This is a genomic window from Telluribacter sp. (assembly GCF_035998675.1).
Lineage (GTDB): Bacteria > Bacteroidota > Bacteroidia > Cytophagales > Spirosomataceae > Telluribacter.
In genome coordinates this window covers 211,139-229,468 of the sequence record NZ_DASYHI010000018.1, presented here as the reverse complement: position 1 = coordinate 229,468, position 18,330 = coordinate 211,139, and the positions used below count along the sequence as shown (strand labels likewise).

Annotated in this window: 16 protein-coding genes; 9 read left to right on the top strand and 7 right to left on the bottom strand. The window is 50.5% G+C overall.

What is annotated here, in order from left to right; translation table 11 throughout:
• Positions 1 to 71 precede the first annotated feature (71 nt).
• Positions 72 to 1,247: a glutathionylspermidine synthase family protein gene (locus VGN67_RS11660; RefSeq protein ID WP_327487003.1), complete on the top strand. Its 1,176-nt coding sequence runs from the start codon at positions 72 to 74 to the stop codon at positions 1,245 to 1,247.
• A 143-nt stretch (positions 1,248 to 1,390) separates the two neighbouring features.
• On the opposite strand, the gene VGN67_RS11655 is transcribed toward VGN67_RS11660, so the two are convergent.
• From VGN67_RS11655 to panD, 4 genes are all read right to left on the bottom strand, one after another.
• Positions 1,391 to 2,071, bottom strand: coding sequence for a zinc metallopeptidase (locus tag VGN67_RS11655; protein ID WP_327487002.1), 681 nt, complete (start codon positions 2,069 to 2,071; stop codon positions 1,391 to 1,393).
• A gap of 90 nt (positions 2,072 to 2,161) precedes the next feature.
• On the bottom strand, positions 2,162 to 2,647 hold the full coding sequence (gene rfaE2 / locus VGN67_RS11650) for a D-glycero-beta-D-manno-heptose 1-phosphate adenylyltransferase (RefSeq protein ID WP_327487001.1): 486 nt from the start codon (positions 2,645 to 2,647) through the stop codon (positions 2,162 to 2,164).
• 52 nt (positions 2,648 to 2,699) lie between these two features.
• The gene (locus tag VGN67_RS11645) at positions 2,700 to 3,728 is read right to left on the bottom strand and encodes a lysylphosphatidylglycerol synthase transmembrane domain-containing protein (RefSeq protein ID WP_327487000.1); all 1,029 of its coding nucleotides are present in this window, start codon (positions 3,726 to 3,728) and stop codon (positions 2,700 to 2,702) included.
• A 105-nt stretch (positions 3,729 to 3,833) separates the two neighbouring features.
• The gene (gene panD, locus VGN67_RS11640) at positions 3,834 to 4,184 is read right to left on the bottom strand and encodes an aspartate 1-decarboxylase (protein ID WP_327486999.1); all 351 of its coding nucleotides are present in this window, start codon (positions 4,182 to 4,184) and stop codon (positions 3,834 to 3,836) included.
• A gap of 231 nt (positions 4,185 to 4,415) precedes the next feature.
• Here panD and VGN67_RS11635 point away from each other — a divergent pair, with 231 nt between their 5' ends.
• Together VGN67_RS11635 and VGN67_RS11630 are read left to right on the top strand one after the other, a co-directional pair.
• Positions 4,416 to 5,345: a phytanoyl-CoA dioxygenase family protein gene (locus VGN67_RS11635; protein WP_327486998.1), complete on the top strand. Its 930-nt coding sequence runs from the start codon at positions 4,416 to 4,418 to the stop codon at positions 5,343 to 5,345.
• Between the two features lie 114 nt (positions 5,346 to 5,459).
• Positions 5,460 to 6,932 (top strand): Gfo/Idh/MocA family oxidoreductase, encoded by a 1,473-nt coding sequence (locus VGN67_RS11630; RefSeq protein ID WP_327486997.1) that lies wholly within the window; start codon positions 5,460 to 5,462, stop codon positions 6,930 to 6,932.
• Positions 6,933 to 7,042: 110 nt separating this feature from the next.
• On the opposite strand, the gene panC is transcribed toward VGN67_RS11630, so the two are convergent.
• A complete protein-coding gene (gene panC / locus VGN67_RS11625; protein WP_327486996.1) occupies positions 7,043 to 7,897 on the bottom strand; it encodes a pantoate--beta-alanine ligase in 855 nt (284 codons plus the stop codon).
• 233 nt (positions 7,898 to 8,130) lie between these two features.
• Here panC and VGN67_RS11620 point away from each other — a divergent pair, with 233 nt between their 5' ends.
• The 5 genes from VGN67_RS11620 to VGN67_RS11600 all read left to right on the top strand — a co-directional run bounded on the left by VGN67_RS11620 (position 8,131) and on the right by VGN67_RS11600 (position 13,928).
• Complete coding sequence (locus tag VGN67_RS11620) at positions 8,131 to 8,937, top strand: glycogen/starch synthase (protein ID WP_327486995.1); 807 nt, start codon at positions 8,131 to 8,133, stop codon at positions 8,935 to 8,937.
• On the top strand, positions 8,849 to 10,285 hold the full coding sequence (locus VGN67_RS11615) for a DUF4270 family protein (protein WP_327486994.1): 1,437 nt from the start codon (positions 8,849 to 8,851) through the stop codon (positions 10,283 to 10,285). The genes VGN67_RS11620 and VGN67_RS11615 overlap by 89 nt, the downstream gene beginning before the upstream one ends.
• A gap of 137 nt (positions 10,286 to 10,422) precedes the next feature.
• Entirely contained in the window at positions 10,423 to 12,261 is a 1,839-nt protein-coding gene (gene glmS / locus VGN67_RS11610) for a glutamine--fructose-6-phosphate transaminase (isomerizing) (RefSeq protein WP_327486993.1), read from the top strand.
• Positions 12,262 to 12,531: 270 nt separating this feature from the next.
• Positions 12,532 to 13,131 (top strand): gliding motility lipoprotein GldD, encoded by a 600-nt coding sequence (gene gldD / locus VGN67_RS11605; RefSeq protein WP_327486992.1) that lies wholly within the window; start codon positions 12,532 to 12,534, stop codon positions 13,129 to 13,131.
• A 77-nt stretch (positions 13,132 to 13,208) separates the two neighbouring features.
• Complete coding sequence (locus VGN67_RS11600; protein ID WP_327486991.1) at positions 13,209 to 13,928, top strand: hypothetical protein; 720 nt, start codon at positions 13,209 to 13,211, stop codon at positions 13,926 to 13,928.
• Here VGN67_RS11600 and VGN67_RS11595 read toward each other — a convergent pair.
• On the bottom strand, positions 13,925 to 14,725 hold the full coding sequence (locus tag VGN67_RS11595; protein ID WP_327486990.1) for an SDR family oxidoreductase: 801 nt from the start codon (positions 14,723 to 14,725) through the stop codon (positions 13,925 to 13,927). The two genes, VGN67_RS11600 and VGN67_RS11595, sit on opposite strands and share 4 nt — an antisense overlap.
• A 206-nt stretch (positions 14,726 to 14,931) precedes the next feature.
• Positions 14,932 to 16,650 carry an IlvD/Edd family dehydratase gene (locus tag VGN67_RS11590; RefSeq protein WP_327486989.1) on the bottom strand — a complete coding sequence of 573 codons (1,719 nt, stop codon included), beginning with the start codon at positions 16,648 to 16,650 and terminating at the stop codon, positions 14,932 to 14,934.
• 314 nt (positions 16,651 to 16,964) lie between these two features.
• On the opposite strand from VGN67_RS11590, the gene VGN67_RS11585 reads away from it, so the two are divergent.
• A complete protein-coding gene (locus VGN67_RS11585; RefSeq protein ID WP_327486988.1) occupies positions 16,965 to 18,329 on the top strand; it encodes a serine hydrolase in 1,365 nt (454 codons plus the stop codon).
• The last annotated feature ends 1 nt before the right edge of the window (position 18,330 follow it).

The following is an 18,330-nucleotide window of genomic DNA, read 5'->3' as shown; positions in this document are numbered from 1 at the left end:
GTACCTATAAGGGGAGTACCAGCCATGGCTCCCCTATTTTTTCTTAGTCAGAAATCCTATTTCCTATTACCATGATTACCCTTATACCTTTTCCCCGGCATCCCGAGCAGGCACTCCGCTCGCTGGGCTGGAACTGGATGCTGGGCGAAGACACCTTGCCTTACCTGGTGCAGGAGGCCGTAGTAGTGCAGGAAGCCGAAGCCAATGCCTACTACGAAGCTGCCAATACCCTGTACGATATGTTGGTGGAAGCCGGGCAGTACGTCATTGACAACCAACTTTTCAAGGACCTGGGTATTCCCGAAAACCTCATAGATCTTATAAAGTACTCCTGGGAAGACGACCGGCACGTACACCTCTACGGCCGGTTTGACCTGGCCGGGGGCCTGAACGGTGACCCTATCAAGTTCATTGAATTCAACGCCGATACGGCTACCTGCCTGCCCGAAACCGCTGTGGTACAATGGGCGCACCTGAAAGCCAACGGCCTGGAAGAAACCCGGCAGTTCAATACCCTGTACGAAACCCTGGTGGGACAGTTCAGGTACCTACGGGAACAAAACAGCGACCTCACGCCTTCCCTGCTGCTGTCGGCTATGCGCGATTACCCCGAGGACGACACCAATGTTGCTCTACTGGGGGAAGCGGCCCGCGAAGCCGGTTTTGAAGTAGACTTTGCCTTTATTGATGAGGTGGAGTTCTCGCCCGAAGAGGGTATTTTCATGCAGGAATCGATACACGGGCACTTTGTCCGTTTTGACTTCTGGTTTAAGCTGGTACCCTGGGAGGCTATCGGCTGGGAAGAATCAGAACTGACTAATCTGTTGACCCAGATAGTACGTAACCGCAAAGCCGTGGTACTTAACCCGGCTTACACGCTGCTGTTTCAGTCGAAGTATATCCTCAAGGTACTCTGGGATCTGTACCCCTACCATCCGCTCCTGCTCCAGACCGAGCGGTACGCCCTGCCGCACAAGCGTTCGGTCAGTAAGGTACTTTTTGGCCGGGAAGGGGCTAACGTAGCTATTCTTGAAAAAGGGGGCGAAGCGCTGGAAAAAGTAGAAGGAGAATACGACAACCAACCCCGCATCTATCAGGAATACGTGGAGTTTCCTACCGACGCCGACGGGCACTCCTACCAGGCGGGGGTATTTTATGCCGGTGAACCCTGCGCCTTGGGCTTCCGGCGGGGCGGGCGAATTCTGGACAACACCGCCCAGTTTGTGGGGCATATAGTGGGTGAATGAGAGATTGATTGGATGAGTGATTGAGATAATATACAATAGTAGCAATTCGTAATAACAAAAAGAGCGATTGAGGTATTTTCCTTCAATCGCTCTTTTTGTTATCCATTCACTCCTTCTCTCATTCACCCATACACTAATTAACACTAGTCTCTTCGGCCCATCAGCAGGCTTACGTAGTACAGCAAAGTAGCCAGTGAACCCAGGGCTGCTACCAGGTACGTACGGGCCGCCCATTTGAGTGCATCTGAGGCCATACCATATTCCCGCTCGTTCACTACACGGTTATTCTGAATCCAGGCCAGAGCCCGGTTACTGGCATCGTACTCTACCGGCAAAGTAATAAAAGAGAATAAGGTAGTAGCAGCGAACAAAGCCACCCCAATCGCCAGCGGTATAATGCTAGTGTTAATCATCAGGATACCCGCCAGAATAACCCACTGCATATACCGCGACGAAACGGTTAGAAAAGGTACCATCTGGGACCGGAACTTAAGCCAGGAATAGGCCGTAGCATGCTGTACCGCGTGCCCGCATTCGTGGGCGGAAACTGCCGCCGCCGATACGCTCCGTCCGTAAAATACATCAGAACTCAGGTTCACGGTTTTGTCCTGCGGATTGTAGTGGTCAGTCAGCATTCCTTCCACCGAAACCACCCGCACGTCATGGATACCGTTGTCCCGCAGCATTTTCTCCGCGATTTCTTTACCACTGAGGCCAATGCTAAGGCCTACCTGGGAGTATTCGTTAAACTTACTTTTCAAACGCCACTGGACGTATAAGCTCACGACCATGACGATAATACCTATCAAATATGCTCCTATCATGTTTTTACTTTTTAATGTTTTATTTCCTGAATCTGCGAGAAATCTATACTTTAAATAAACGTAATTCTTTCCGAAAATCACATTACCGGTTCAATAGCTTTCCTTGATTTTCTTAATGAGCGAGGTAGTGGAATAGCCCTGTACCAGCGGTATTGTTTTCACCTCGCCTCCGTTAGAAAGTACAAAATCTGCGCCAACGATAGTTTCGACCGAATAATCGTCACCTTTGACCAAAATGTCAGGTTTTATAGCCTCAATAAGCCGTAGTGGGGTGGGATCATCGAACAAAATGACAGTATCCACAAACGACAGCGCCGCTACCAGCCGTGCCCGCGCGTGTTCGTTTACTACCGGCCGCTGGGGGCCTTTGAGGCTGCTAACCGAAGAATCCGTATTCAGACCAAGTACCAGCCGGTCGCCGGTGGCGCGGGCCTTCTCGAGGTAGTCAATATGCCCCAGGTGTACAATGTCGAAGCAGCCGTTGGTGAAGACAATCTTTTGGCCGGCCCGTTGCCAGTCCTGCACCTGCGTCACTGCCTCATCCAGACGCATTATTTTGGTTTCGGTAGATATCATTTTAAGTAAAGTTTAGCGTAGTAGCAGAGATATACAGTAGTTGGGATTTAGCTCATACCTGGGCTTCTTCGACCACTTTCTCCCGCGATTTATTCATAAATAATACTACCAGAAATGCCAGAGCGCCTACTGCCAGCATTAAAAGCATTTGGGTACCGTGTACAAACGTAGCCAGCGTAATCCCATCTTTCTGGGTCAGGCCATACAGTATCATCACATTTCCCACCAGCAGGTGATACGCCCCAATTCCACCCTGGGTGGGAGCAGCCATCCCAATAGCACCTATCACCAGCAGGGTTAGACCGGCCAGCGGCCCCAGGTCCGAGGTTTCGGGGATACAGAAAAAAAGAACGTAGGAACTCAGGTAGTAAAATACCCATATCAGGAGTGTACTAACCACAAACAACACCGGACTCTTCAGGCGGCGGATACTCAGCAGCCCCTCCAGCATCCCTTTGGAGAAGTTCACGATTTTCTGCGCAATACCGTTGGCCAGTACCTTTTCCCGCAACGTTTTATTTTTAAAGAATATATACACAACCAATACTACGCCTACAGCCCCAACAAGGACTATTATCAGTAGCCAATTGGTAGCACCACTGCCGTCGCCCCCACCTACCTTGCTGCCAAACAGATCGGCAAAAAAACCGCTCAACCGGTCAAATTCCAGCAGGAAGTTCAGGGCAATCAGGACCAGCAGCGTCACCACATCAAAAATCCGCTCGGCTACTACCGTACCAAAGCTAAGGTTGACCGGGACACGCTCAAGACGGTACAGGGTACCACAGCGGGTTACCTCCCCCATACGAGGTACTATATAGTTAGCAAAGTAGCCGGTAAAGACCGAGATTGAAGCATCGAATAAGGTAGGTTTATAGCCCAGAGGTTCCATAAGCATCTGCCAGCGCCAGGCCCGGGTTATATGCGCGCCCAGCATAATAAGACACGATACCGCTATCCAGCTCCAGTCGGCCTGCTGCAGGCGTTCCAGCATGGCTGCCAGGTCAATATCCTTAAACACGTACCAGAGCAAACCACCAGCCAACCCTAAGGAAATGGCATATCGGAGAAAATTCTTCATGAAAAAAAGTTGTAGTGAATATCCAGCAAAAAAAAGCAGACAACGGACAATTTCCTAACATTGTCGCGGTCTGCTTTTATAAATTCGTATAAGCTTTGCTCTGTTTTAGTGTACCAGCCGGTTGGCATCGTCCGGAAACACTACTTTAGGTTTATAGTCTTTGGCTTCCTCGGGCGTCATGCTGGCGTAGGTGATAATGATAATAATGTCCCCTACCTGCGCCTTGCGGGCAGCAGCGCCATTCAGACAGATAGTACCCGTGCCACGCTCCCCTTTTATGACGTAGGTAACCAGGCGCTCGCCGTTATTATTATTAACAATATGGACTTGCTCATGTTCAAAAATACCCGCCGCGTCCATCAGGTCCTCGTCTATCGTAATGCTTCCGACGTAGTTCAGCTCGGCCTGCGTTACTTTGACCCGGTGGATCTTCGACTTCATCAATGTAATCTGCATCAATCAAAAAGTAGGTTAATGAGCGTACGAAAATTCCCTATCAGGTAGGTGGTACTTGCCTGCGCAAAGGTAGGGCATTTGTACTCACCCATCAAAACACCGCTTCGCGTCCCGGGGTTCCCGGCCTGCCATTGAATAATATTCTGAACTTTTTGGTTTTTAATCTATTTGATTATCATAAATTTATAGTCCTAAATATATCATATCTTTCACCATTTACATACGAGTCCTATGAGTACCACTACCTACCAGATGAATCTACCCTGGGTAGATTCTCCTTTCTTTGAAAAAGAGCTTGAAGCTTCGTCTCTGGATGAAGCCACCAAACAACAAGTACGGCAATATGCCGAGCAGGGGTACCTTATTATTGACACCGGCCTGCCCGAAAGTACCTTCGACCGCATTATTGAACTCCTGCAGCCCCACTTCAATGAACCGCGCCTTCAGGATGCCTGGAAAATAACGCCCCTGGTGAAAGAGGTCGCCGGCTGTGCGAAAGTAATGGATATGCTGCGTTTACTCTACCGGCGGGAGCCCTTTCCCTTTCAAACCCTCAATTTCCACGTAGGTTCGCAGCAAAAAACCCATAGCGATGCCATCCATTTTTACTCGGTACCGCAGCGCTTTATGTGTGGCGTTTGGGTAGCCCTGGAAGATACTGACGAAAACAACGGGCCACTGCACTACTATCCGGGTAGCCATAAGCTTCCGTTTTACGATATGTCCGATATTGGTTTAAAAGGTTCCAATGACGTAGGCCACTACAACCAGTACCTCGAGTACGAAAAGTTTGTAAAGAACCTGATGGAAGCTACCGGGCAGAAAAAACAGGTTTTCAAAGTCAAAAAAGGGCAAGCTCTGATCTGGTCGGCTAATCTGTTTCACGGGGGGGAGCCTATCCTGCAGCCGGGCCGTACCCGGCACAGCCAGGTAACCCATTACTTCTTTAAAGACTGTATGTACTACTCGCCGTTGTGGTCGGATATCCCGGTTGAGAAAATGTACATGCGCCGCCCTTTTAATGTCCTGACGGGGGAATTAATGGAGAACTCCTACCTGAACGAGCAGGTGATGGGAAGAACCGGCTATAGTCCTTTCACCGACTATAAGAATGACCTTGAAAAGTTTATAAGAACTACGAAAAGGAAATTGACGATGTAAGCAATTCAATCTTTAATAGAATAATAAAAGGACTGCAAATCAAGTATTATAAAGAACCTCTGTACTTTTACAGTTGGAAACTTGACCCTTTACATATTTTTAATCAAAGCCATAATGAGTAAGAAAGTTGAAACGAGCGGTGTAACACGCCGCGATTTCCTGCAGAAAGGTGCGGCAGCCGCAGTAGGAACATTCTTTATCGTTCCCCGTCACGTGCTGGGAAAAGGGTACCGTGCCCCCAGCGATAAATTGAACATCGCGGGTATTGGTATCGGCGGAAAGGGTTTTTCGGATACCAATAATGCCTGGAACAACGGTGCCGAAAACATGGTAGCCCTCTGTGACGTAGACTGGATTCAGGGTAAGCGCAATTTTGAAAAACACCCTAACGCCAAGAAGTACAAAGACTTCCGGGTTATGTTTGACGAAATGGGCAAAGGCATCGATGCCGTAACGGTATCGACGGCCGACCATCAGCACGCGGTTATTGCCATGGCTGCCATGCAGTTGGGTAAACACGTGTACGTGCAGAAACCCCTGACCCACGATATCTACGAAGCCCGTATGCTGACTGAGGCGGCTCGTAAATACAAAGTAGTAAGCCAGATGGGTAACCAGGGTGCCTCTAACCCCGGACAGCGCCAGATGATGGACTGGTTCAACAAGGGCCTCATTGGTACTGTAAAAGAAGTACAGGTATGGACCAACCGCCCCGTGTGGCCCCAGGGTATACCCGTACCTACTTCCAAGGCCGATGTTCCCCAGGATATTGATTGGGATCTGTGGATTGGTACCGCCGACTGGGTAGATTACAGCCCGGCCTGGCACCCCTTCAAATGGCGTGGCTGGTGGAACTTCGGTACCGGTGCCCTTGGTGACATGGGTTGCCACCTGATTGACCCTCCCTTCCGGGTACTTGGTCTGGGTTATCCGACTGAGGTAGAAGCCAGCGTAGGACAGGTGTTCATCAAAGACTGGACTCCCGAGTATATTCCCGAAGGATGTCCTCCTTCCTCGCGTGTGCAGCTCAAATTTCCCGCTACCGCCAAAAACAAGTCGGAGGTAACAATGATATGGCACGACGGAGGTTTGCGTCCGTTCCATCCCGAGTGGATTCCGGCCAACGAGCCGCTGGGCGAAGCGGACAGCAGCAACGGAGCCATGCTCATTGGTGATAAAGGGGTAATGACCTGCGCCACCTACGGTATCAATCCTAAGATTTACCTGAAAAACGGCACCAAAATAGAAATGCCGAAAGACAGCTTTACCAACAAGTATACCTCCATGCCGGAGTTTGGCCACCAGGTAGCCTGGACCGACGCCTGTAAGGCTGGTTTTAACAGCAAGGAGCACAAAGAACTGACGTCGTCGTTTGACTACGCCGGTCCGCTTACCGAAACAGTGATTATGGGTAACCTGGCTATCCGTAGCTACAACTTGCGCACTCCTAATGCCGACGGACGGGGCTTCTCGTATCCGGGTCGTAAGAAGATGCTGTGGGATGGTAAGAACATGAAGGTAACTAACTTCGACGAAGCCAACCAGTTTGTAAAGCGTCAGTACCGCGGCAACTGGAAGCTGGTATAGGCACTTCTGCCGTAACCGTAAAAGCCCCCGACCCTAACCGGCCGGGGGCTTTCTTTTTTATTCTTGCTAAGTACCAGTGTCCGGGCTCATGTAAGGTACTCAGGCCAGCTTCAGAACACTACGTTATCAATTAGCCGTACCGGCCCGAGGTAGGCGGCAATACAAAGCGCGGTATGTCCGGGCTTGACCGCTTCAAGGGGCTGCATGGTTACACTGTGGACTACCTCAAAGTACTCGAGCCGGAAAGCCGGTATAGCTGCCAGGTAATCCTGTACAAACTGTTTCGCCTCCGCTACCCGCTCCCCCCTCAGCAGCCTTTCTTTGGCTTCCGTAAGTACCTGGTACAGCTGCGGGGCCAGGGCTCGCTCCTCCGGGCTCAGGCGACGATTGCGCGACGATAAGGCCAGCCCATCCGCTTCGCGTAGCGTTGGGCAGGGTACTACTTCCAACTGAAACGCCAGGTCCTCCACCAACTGCCTTACGACAGCCACCTGCTGTAAATCTTTCTGCCCGAAATAAGCCCGGTCCGGATGTACAATATTAAACAACCGGGCCACCACTATACCTACGCCGTTAAAATGTCCGGGACGAAAAGCCCCTTCCATCACCGACTCCAAGGGTCCGAAGTTCAGCACCAGCGACGGCGCCTTAGGGTACATGTCGTCGGCCGAGGGCGCAAACACAAAGTCGCAGCCGGCCCGGTCCAGCAGGGCGCAGTCCTGCTCAAGCGTGCGGGGGTACTTAGCGAGGTCTTCCTGGTTATTAAATTGAATAGGATTAACAAAAATGCTGCACCCGGTGATGTCGTTGGTCTGCCGCGAAGCCTCAATCAAAGCCAGGTGTCCCTCGTGCAGCGCACCCATGGTAGGTACCAGGCCTATGGTCTTTTTTTCGCTACGTCGGGCGTCGCTACGTCGGGCCGCCAGGTATGACCGCAACTCGGTAACAGAGGAGAAAACTTGCATTTATAAAAGATTGAAAGAACAGAATAGTAACCGGGAGGCAATAAACAAAATTTGTACTATACTAAGAGGAGGCAAGGCACAACCGACCCGGGGTTATTTCGAATACAAATGGAAAGGCACAGGATAGGCCAAACTCTGCACAATATTACAATTAGTTGGCATAATTTATTGAAAGTCGGTTTTTTTTTGTATAATTTTGCAAATCTTATCTTCACAAACAGTTTAGAAAGTCTATGGACAAACTACGAATTTTGTATGTCGCTAGTGAAATTAACCCCTTCCTCCAAACTACAGACGTTGCCGATTATGTAAGAAGGCTCCCCCAGGCAATGCAAGAACGAGGTGCTGAAATCAGAATTCTTGTCCCCCGCTTTGGTCTCATCAACGAACGTAAGAACCGACTTCATGAAGTTGTCCGTCTGTCTGGCATCAATATCACGGTAGGCGACGAAGAGAAACCGCTCATTATTAAAGTTGCTTCTATTCCAAATGCCAAACTGCAGGTATATTTCATAGATAATGAAGACTATTTCCACCGGAAATCCGTTTTCTTTGACAAAGACGACAACTTTTTTGACGACAACGACGAGCGGGCCATCTTCTTCTGCAAGGGAGTACTGGAAACTGTCAAAAAATTGGGCTGGGCCCCTGATATTGTGCATTGTAACGACTGGATGACTTCCCTGATACCGATGTATCTGAAGACTACCTACCGGAATGACCCCATGTTTAAGGATACAAAAAGCGTATTTACTGTGCATAATAACGCTTTCAATTATAAATTTGATGCGGATTTGCTGAACAAGGCCAAAGCTATGGACGTAAGTGACGAAGCCCTGGCCCATCTTAACTCAGCAGATTTTGAAGGTTTTGTAAAGCTCGGATGCGCTTACGCTGATGCTGTTTTGAAAGCCGACGAAACAATTAGCGGTAGTTTAAACCAAATTTTTAATGATTCACCCAAACGTGTCGACCTTGTCGAAGAAGTCAACAATTTTTCAGAAGCGTACTACAACCTGTATAACGACCTGGTTAGCTAAATCCTTTGCCCTGGGGGTGGTCTTGCTGACCACCCTTTTAGCGTCTTGTGATCCTCCCAAAGACATTGGCCTCACTCCCCTTTCTCCCGTAGGAACCTACTATACCGACACACTTACCGTCCGCACCTCCACTGTACTGGCCGATTCGGTACGTACCGGCAACCCCGATATATTCCTGGTGGGTAAGTACAAAGACCCCTTATTTGGCGAAGTTACTGCTTCGAGTCATTTCTGGGTAAATACCGCCTCTGCCACCCCGGTAGAGTTTACGGGTGCCGCCCGCTATGACTCTCTGGTGCTGCTGATGGCCTATGGCTATACTTACGGCGATACACTGCCCGCCCAGACCATTGCCGTACACCGGCTCACCGAAGATCTTTCCCGGACAACTACCTACTATAATACCAGCAGGGTAGCCTATGAAAGTACCCCTTTGGGCGAAAAAACATTTAATGCCCGCCCTTTTGCCGAAGGTACTGTTCGTATGCGGTTGTCCAATGACCTGGGAAGAGAGTTGTTCACGCTGCTTTCCACTTCTTCCAACCAGACAAACGATAAAATTCACGGCGTTTTAAAAGGATTAGCCTTAGTACCTGGCCAGAACAATACTGCCATTCTGGGTATTCCGGGTACTAAGGGGCTTTTGCTACAGGTCTATTATCACAATACTTCCGCCGATTCGGTGGCAAAAGCCTACTCCCTGGAAGCCAACCTGCCCCTGGCAACTGGTGGTACTTACCGTGCCGGTTTCAACCGCGTCACGGCCGACCGCACCGGCACTCCGCTGGCAGGCATTAAACCTTTACAGCCTATTCCTGCCGCGTCAACCAATGGCTACACGTATGTGCAGGACGCCCTGGGAATTATGACCAAAATTGAAATACCCTACCTGAACTCCCTCAAAGGCAACGGACCAACGGCCATTAACAGGGCTCAGCTTACAATTAAACCAGATTTAAGCTTTAACCAGCCCGGCATTACGCTGCCCATAAACCTGGTACTGCTCGAAACCGATTTCACTAATCAAATCAAGCGGAATGCCGGCTTTGAACTTGTTGTAAACTCGGACGAATTCGGCTATAATACCTCACCGGTTGCCCCATATGTTGCCCCCTATAATACCGTCAGCAAAGACTTTACCTTTTATCTTACCACCCAGCTTCAGGCCATATTGACCGGTAATAAAAAGAACAACAGCTTTTTGTTAACACCCGTTTATACGCAGTCGCTGGGACAGGCGGGTACTCGTTTTGAATCACAATTGAATAACCGAATCAGCCGAATGGTAGTTGGTAATAAACCGGAAGACGTGAAACTAATTGTGTTTTATACCGTGGCCAGGGAATAACCCTGATTGAAAGTTCTTACCCAAAACCGGCAATTTATCTATTGCCGGTTTTTTTATTTAACGGTTTGGGGCAGAACTGTCAATTACCTTTATTTGTACTTTCCAAAGACTTATTCTTAAATTAATTTAATAAATATATGTGTGGAATTGTTGCATACGTAGGACATAGAGAAGCTTACCCATTAGTTATTAAAGGCTTACAACGCCTTGAATACCGCGGCTATGACAGTTCCGGGGTGGCTCTGCTCAATGGTCATGGATTGAACGTTTACAAGAAAAAAGGTAAAGTTTCTGACCTGAAAGCCGAACTGGCCGACAAAGAACTGACCGCTAAAATAGGCATGGGCCATACCCGCTGGGCCACCCACGGCGAACCCAACGATATCAATGCCCACCCCCACTACTCCGATGACGGCAAGCTGGCTATCATTCACAACGGTATTATTGAAAACTACGCCACCATTAAGCAGAAGCTCCAGCAAAAAGGGCACGTATTCAAGAGCCAGACCGACTCGGAGGTACTGATCCATTTTATTGAGGACGTTAGAAAGGAAACCGGCAAGTCGCTGGAAGAAGCCGTTCGGCTGGCTTTACAGGAAGTGGTAGGCGCCTATGCGATTGTCATCATGACCGAAGAAAACCCGACCCAACTGATTGCTGCCCGCAAGGGAAGCCCGCTGGTGATTGGGATTGGAATAAATGAATTCTTTTTTGCTTCTGACGCTACGCCAATCATTGAGTATACCAAAGACGTAGTGTACCTCGACGACTACGAGATCGCCGTTGTGCGCGACAACGAACTGAATATCCTTAGCCTGGACAACGTTCAGAAAACGCCCTATATCCATAAGCTGGAACTGGAACTGGAAGCCATTGAGAAAGGAGGCTATGAGCACTTCATGCTAAAGGAAATATTTGAGCAACCCCGCTCGATCTGCGACAGCATGCGCGGGCGGGTCAGGGCAGAAGATGGACACCTTCAGCTAGGTGGCCTGCGCAACCACATGGACAAGCTGGCCGCCGCCGGTCGGGTCGTCATTATTGGCTGTGGTACCTCCTGGCACGCCGGACTGGTAGCGGAGTATATTTTTGAGGAACTGGCCCGCATTAACGTCGAAGTGGAATACGCATCGGAGTTCAGGTACCGCAATCCGGTTATTCGGGAAAATGATATTGTCATCGCTATTTCCCAGTCGGGTGAAACCGCCGATACCCTGGCTGCCATTGAACTGGCCAAGTCCAAAAGCGCTACTATTTTTGGGGTGTGTAACGTAGTAGGCTCGTCTATTCCGCGCGCTACCCACGCGGGTGCCTATACCCACGCCGGCCCCGAAATAGGGGTAGCCAGTACCAAGGCCTTTACGGCGCAGGTGACGGTACTTACTCTCATGGCCATTGAAGCCGCCAAACGCAAGGGTACCATATCCGAGGACCTCTACCGGCAGCTGCTCATTGAGCTGGAAAATATTCCGGAAAAAGTAAAAAAGGTACTGGAAAGCGCCGCTAAAATAAAGGAGATTGCCTCCATTTTTACCTATTCCCGCAACTTCATCTACCTGGGCCGGGGGCTGAACTTCCCCGTGGCGCTGGAAGGGGCGCTCAAGCTGAAAGAAATCTCCTACATTCACGCCGAAGGATACCCGGCCGCCGAAATGAAGCACGGCCCCATCGCGCTTATTGATGAGGACATGCCGGTAGTCTTCCTGGCTACCAAAGACAGCTCTTACGAGAAAATCGTGTCCAACATTCAGGAAGTAAAAGCCCGCAAGGGCCGGGTTATCGCCATCGTAACCGAAGGCGATACACTCATAAAGGATATGGTGGATTTTGTCATTGAAATTCCGCGTACGCACGATATTCTGGTCCCGTTGCTGTCGGTGATCCCTTTGCAGCTGCTCTCCTACTACGTGGCCGTCATGCGTGGCCGTAACGTGGACCAGCCCCGCAACCTGGCCAAATCAGTGACTGTTGAGTAGTCGATTTATTTTTAAGTATAGAATATAAGGAAGGTCCTCTAAAGGGGGCCTTCTTTTTTGTATCGCTGTGCTTTGAGCATTACAATCATTCCGAATATTCACTTATCGGGCCAATAATTTTAACTGGTTTACGGAGCTATTCCCGGCCCTCTGACGTTCAGCAATACAGCCTATTTGCATTGCTGAAAATATTCTTTACCCTATTTCGTTAGCTTTGCTGATGTATACCTGTGCTTTTTGATTTGACTCACGCTATTTTGTACAACCTCCATGCGTTCATTGTTTAGTACCCTTGTATTGGTTGGCGCGTTCTCATTCCTGCTGTTGGTGAGTGCCTGTCAGTCGTCCGACCAGACCTACGTACCCAAACCAAAGGGATACAACAGGCTGGCTTTACCTTCCCATAGCTACCAGCCGTTAACCGAAAGACACCCCTATAACTTTATGTATTCCCGGCACGCCACCATCCTGCCGGATACTTTTGCCGACGCCGAACCCCATTGGATATTTGTGCATTACCCCCAACTCAAGGCCAATGTGCAGCTAACCTACAAGGAGATCAAAAACGATCCCAAGCGGTTGAAAGACTTTATTGACGATGCCTACAAACTGGCCGGAAAGCATCAGATTCGCGCCTCCTCGATAAAAGAACAAACCATCCAGACCCGCAGCGGACGTACGGCTACCCTTTTTCAATTGGAAGGTGATGTACCCAGTCCTTTTCAGTTTTATACAACCGACAGCTCGCGGCACTTCCTGCGGGGCGCTATCTATTTTCCAACGGCTACCAAAAACGATTCGCTGGCCCCGGTCATTGACTATATCCAGCAAGATTTAATGCGGATGCTGAACACCTTACAGTGGCAATAAAATCAGGGGGTACTCTTGCCATAGACTACCCGAGCGTGTATATTTGATTAACAATTAAGGAACTAAGCGTTCAGAAAATGGCTAAGCGGCAACCCAAAAATCAGCTACCACTCGACTACTCCGTCCGCGGCGACCGGGTTGTGTTGCACCTGGGGCCACCCGAAAGTCAGGTGAAGGCCGATGCACTTTTTGAAGAGCTGGTACAAGGCCGCTGGCGGGTTGAACCGGCCGGTGAAGTAGCCGATATCTCCTCCGCGCAGGATATGATTCGGCAGATTGGCAATAAATTACCGTATCCTGAAATTATCAAGGTAGCCCAGCTACACCAGGTAGACGAAGACTTTGTGGGCTTTTCGGCTATTTATCAACAAAAAGGATGGGTGTTTCTGAATGCCCGGGCCGATATTAACGAACGCTACTACAACGCCTGTCTGCTTACGGCTTCCCTGGGGCTTTACACTTCTTATACGGAGCCGACTTCCCTGGCAACACGCGCCGAGTACCTGGTGGTGGAGCCCCTTCTTTCACCCGACGATGTAAGTAGTTTTTTTCGGGAAGGAATTACCAAGCTCCCCCCTTTCCTGGCGGCTGATATTGCTGATTTTTTTAAGGTACCTTTCCCGGTGGTACTTAAGCGGGCGCTGGCCCTCCGCACCATTACGGAGGCACAATACCAGACTTTCCTGAAAGTCAAACCGGTTCGCTCGGCCAAACCGCGGGAATTGTACATCGCCAAAGAAGGTGGTGTGGAAGACCTGGAAGCACACCTTTTCGGGGAAGACGACACCGATTTTTAATCCCCTTTCTTCACCTTCATATTACTCAGGTCCGGCAGGGGACTCACAGCCGTCCAGCCACCGTCCACGACCAGGCTTTGTCCGGTAATATGCCCCGACAGGGGCGAAAGCAGAAACAGAGCCGCATTGGCGATATCTTCGCGGATAGCGGGCCTCCCCATGGGCGTAATGGCTGACCAGACTTTAGGGTATTCCGGGTCTTCCTGTAAAGTACGCTCGGTAAGAGTAGCGCCCGGAGCCACGGCGTTGATGGTAATTCCGTAGGGCGACAGCTCCAGCACCAGGTTTTTGGCCAGCATCTCGAGGCCGGCTTTGGTCATGGCGTAGGCAGCCAGGTACTGATGCGCCTGATGCCCCACCACCGATGACATCAACAGAATGCGTCCACTGCCCTTTTGCCTGCGCATTTGGCGGGCGGCCGCCTGGGTAAGCAGAAAACTACCCATAATATTAACTTCCAGCACGCGGCGCAGGTCTTCGGCCCTGTACTCAAAAAAATCGCCAAATAAAGTAATGCCCGCGTTGGCTACCGCGATGGTTAGCTGACCGTAGGTATCCACCGCCACCTGTACCATGTCATTGATTATGGCCTCGTCGGAAGAGTCGCCAGGTACGGCGATGCACTTTCCATCCGCTTCCCGGATATCAGCGGCGGCCTGCTCGGCCAGTTCAGCGTCGAGGTCATTCAGTACAATACAGGCTCCCTGGTTGGCCAGTTGTCGTGCTATTTCAAAGCCAATGCCTTGTCCGGCTCCAGTAACAATGGCTACCTGGTCTTTAAAAACTTTATCAGTCATAGATAAAAGAGTATTTTATGTAAAGGTACCCCTGGCTCAAAGACCCGGAGAGGTACCTCATTTTAGTAAGTACTACTGTTCCTATGTATACAGCCTCCGGGCCGATTTGTTAGATACACGGACATATCTTTTGCCAAAAGTCGTTTTCAAAGATCCCGGACAGAACCTTTGAAAACGACTTTTAAGTACCTGACAGCCCGGTCAGCTTAGTGAGAATCGCGGGTCACCTTATCGCCCGAGCAGCCTCGCAGGAAGTCCAGGTCGGCACCCTCGTGCGACTGGGTAACGTGGTTAATATACAGATTCACGTAACCCCGGTCGTAGCCCATTTCCAACGGTTTCCAGTCGGCCCGGCGGCGCTCAAGTTCTTCGTCGGATACGTCCAGGTGCAGGCGACGAGCCTCCACGTCCAATTCAATATAATCGCCGTCTTTCACCAGGGCCAGTATTCCACCCACGGCGGCTTCCGGCGATACATGCAGCACCACAGTACCAAAGCCGGTACCACTCATGCGTCCGTCCGAGATACGTACCATGTCCATAACGCCCTGCTCGAGCAGGCGCTTCGGAATACCCATGTTACCTACTTCGGGCATACCGGGGTACCCTTTAGGCCCCACATTTTTCATCACCAGAACCGAGTTCTCATCTATGTCGAGGGTGGGGTCGTCCAGGCGGGATTTGTAGTGGTCAATATCTTCAAAAACCACCGCGCGTCCCCGGTGCTTCATCAGTTCGGGCTTCAGCGAAGCCGAAGGTTTCAGCACGGCTCCGTTTTCGGCCAGGTTACCCCGAACCACGGCCAGCCCGGTCAGGTCTTTTACCGGTTTTTCGAGAGTACCGATCACTTCCGGGTCAAAACACTCGGCGGTGGCGCAGTTTTCCGCTACGGTTTTACCACTGGCCGTGATAATATCTCCGTGCAGCCTGGAGAGCATTTCTTTTATGACAACCGGCAGCCCTCCGGCGTAGTAGAAGTCTTCCATGAAGTACCCGCCCGACGGTTGCAGGTTGACCAGGAGGGGTATGTCTCTGGATAGTTTATCAAAGTCATCCAGGGTCAGCTCAACGCCAATCCGGCCGGCTATGGCCAGCAGGTGAATTACAAAGTTGGTAGAGCCCCCGATGGCGGCATTGACCCGAATGGCATTTTCAAATGCCTCGCGGGTCAGGATTTGCGACAGGCGCAGGTCTTCTTTGACCATTTCCACAATACGCCGCCCCGACAGGTGCGCGGCTACTTTCCGCCTTGAATCAGCCGCCGGAATGGCCGCGTTTTCGGGTAGGGTCAAACCAAGCGACTCTACCATACAGGCCATAGTTGAGGCCGTACCCATTACGGCGCAGTGGCCCTGGCTCCGGCACATACAAGCCTCCGAGGTAGTAAATTCGTCTTGTGACATTAAGCCCTGCCGGTAAGCTTCGCTGAAGCGCCAAACGTCGCTGGTACCAATGCTCTTGCCCCGGTAGCGACCAGTCAGCATGGGTCCGCCCGACACAACAATACTGGGAATATCGACGCTACAGGCACCCATTACCAGCGAGGGCGTGGTTTTATCACAGCCACAAAGCAGTACTACCCCATCCACCGGATTAGCCCGGATCGACTCCTCTACGTCCATACTGGCCAGGTTACGGTACAGCATAGCCGTTGGCTTCATGAGCGTTTCACCCAGCGACATCACCGGAAACTCAAGCGGAAAACCCCCGGCTTCCCATACCCCCCGCTTTACCGACTCGGCCAGTTCGCGAAAGTGGCCATTACAGGGGGTTAATTCTGAAAAAGTATTGCAAATACCTATGACCGGCCGGCCTTCAAACTCATCGGCGGGGAAGCCCTGATTCTTCATCCAGGCGCGATAGATGAATCCATCTTTTCCCGTTTTTCCAAACCAGCCACGGCTACGAAGTTCTTTTTTATCCATTGGTAAACAAATATTGAATGATATAATGACTTTGGTATGTACAGGAAAGGCAAAGCCCCCCTTATTTTAACTAAAACGGGGCGTTTAAACATTTTCAACTAGGCACGCGTCAAAAATGGTCACCCTGTCTTCAGCGCCCAAAATTCCTATTAATTTTTTAAAAGTAGGGAATCACCAAACATTTATCTTACTTTCAGATTAAAGTATTTTGGAAAATAGGGAAAGATAATGCCTGAGGTAGCCGCCTTTTCAAGTAGTGTCCAACCTAAAAGTACTTTGTAGAGAGAATCCCCGATAATGTTACCAGTATGTTTTTGAAGCTGCTTTCCGGGTGCCGGACCACCGGGTGCCGGACCACCGGATGCCGGACCACCGGATGCCGTACTAACTGTACGACCCCCACCGCAACCCGGTCGCCCGGGCCGCTGTACCTCCGGGTATTGATTTACTCCCCCCTGCTTTCCATGATTTTTTTTCAGGTGGTTTCTGCCCAACCCAAAACAGACGCTTTTCTGGAAAAACTACTTAAAAAGTACCCGGAGCGCTTTGAGAAAATACTCGCCGACCCAGCCCGATATGACGTACAGGTCCTGTATACGCGGATAGACCGCAACAAGAAAAACGAACCCAGTTTTACTACTTACCGCTACAACCTGAACCCGGAACGGTACTTTTATCCGGCCAGTACGGTAAAGCTGCCCGCGGTGCTGGTAGCGATGGAAAAACTGAATAAGCTGCGGGTTCCTGGCCTGGACAAGTACACTCCCATGCTCACCGGGGCCGCCCGCCCCGAACAGACGGAGACCCTGACGGATACTACCGCCGAAAACGGCCTCCCCTCCGTAGCCCACTACGCCCGGAAAATTCTGCTGGTGAGCGACAATGACGCCTTTAACCGGCTGTATGAGTTTATCGGACAAGAAAATTTTAATGAAACGATGCGGGCCAAGGGGTACACTAACACCCGCATTGCGCACCGGCTCCAGCTGCCCATGAGTACCGAAAATAACCGCTACACCAATCCGGTAAAATTCCTTAAAGAGGGAGAGGTACTCTACGAGCAACCGCTGGCCCACTCGGGGAAAAGCTATACCGCCAGTGAGCCCATTCTGCGAGGAAAAGGGTACATGCAGGGAGAAAGGCCGGTGAATGAACCGTTTGACTTCAGGGAGAAAAACTTTTTTGCCCTGGAAGACCAGCACGAGGTACTTAAGGCGCTTATGTTTCCGCAGAGCGTGGAGCCGCAGCGCCGCTTTGACCTGTCGGACGAAGACTACGAGTTTATGTACAGGTACATGTCGCAGCTTCCTATGGAAACCAGCTATCCGGAGCACTATGCCGAAGACTACCACGACAGCTATTGCAAGTTTTTGCTGTTTGGCGCCAGTAAGCGCCGCGCGCCGCGCCACATCCGTAGTTTCAATAAAGTGGGTGACGCCTACGGCTACCTGCTCGACAATGCCTATATCGTCGATTTTGAGCGGGGCGTAGAGTTTATGTTATCGGCGGTAATCTACTGCAATGAAAACGGAATTTTTAACGACGACAAGTACGAATATGAAAGCGTAGGATTTCCGTTTATGGCGGACCTGGGCAAAACAATATTTGAGTACGAAGTACAGCGGAAACGCCGGGAAAGGCCGGACCTGAGCCGCTTCGAAGTTGAATACGACAAGTAGC

Coding starts and splice junctions, on each gene's coding strand:
- VGN67_RS11600 (WP_327486991.1), top strand. CDS start 13,209: ATGGCTAAGCGGCAACCCAAAAATCAGCTACCACTCGACTACTCCGTC.
- glmS (WP_327486993.1), top strand. CDS start 10,423: ATGTGTGGAATTGTTGCATACGTAGGACATAGAGAAGCTTACCCATTA.
- panD (WP_327486999.1), bottom strand. CDS start 4,184: ATGCAGATTACATTGATGAAGTCGAAGATCCACCGGGTCAAAGTAACG.
- VGN67_RS11635 (WP_327486998.1), top strand. CDS start 4,416: ATGAGTACCACTACCTACCAGATGAATCTACCCTGGGTAGATTCTCCT.
- VGN67_RS11660 (WP_327487003.1), top strand. CDS start 72: ATGATTACCCTTATACCTTTTCCCCGGCATCCCGAGCAGGCACTCCGC.
- VGN67_RS11620 (WP_327486995.1), top strand. CDS start 8,131: ATGGACAAACTACGAATTTTGTATGTCGCTAGTGAAATTAACCCCTTC.
- VGN67_RS11645 (WP_327487000.1), bottom strand. CDS start 3,728: ATGAAGAATTTTCTCCGATATGCCATTTCCTTAGGGTTGGCTGGTGGT.
- VGN67_RS11595 (WP_327486990.1), bottom strand. CDS start 14,725: ATGACTGATAAAGTTTTTAAAGACCAGGTAGCCATTGTTACTGGAGCC.
- VGN67_RS11630 (WP_327486997.1), top strand. CDS start 5,460: ATGAGTAAGAAAGTTGAAACGAGCGGTGTAACACGCCGCGATTTCCTG.
- VGN67_RS11590 (WP_327486989.1), bottom strand. CDS start 16,650: ATGGATAAAAAAGAACTTCGTAGCCGTGGCTGGTTTGGAAAAACGGGA.
- rfaE2 (WP_327487001.1), bottom strand. CDS start 2,647: ATGATATCTACCGAAACCAAAATAATGCGTCTGGATGAGGCAGTGACG.
- panC (WP_327486996.1), bottom strand. CDS start 7,897: ATGCAAGTTTTCTCCTCTGTTACCGAGTTGCGGTCATACCTGGCGGCC.
- VGN67_RS11655 (WP_327487002.1), bottom strand. CDS start 2,071: ATGATAGGAGCATATTTGATAGGTATTATCGTCATGGTCGTGAGCTTA.
- VGN67_RS11615 (WP_327486994.1), top strand. CDS start 8,849: ATGATTCACCCAAACGTGTCGACCTTGTCGAAGAAGTCAACAATTTTT.
- gldD (WP_327486992.1), top strand. CDS start 12,532: ATGCGTTCATTGTTTAGTACCCTTGTATTGGTTGGCGCGTTCTCATTC.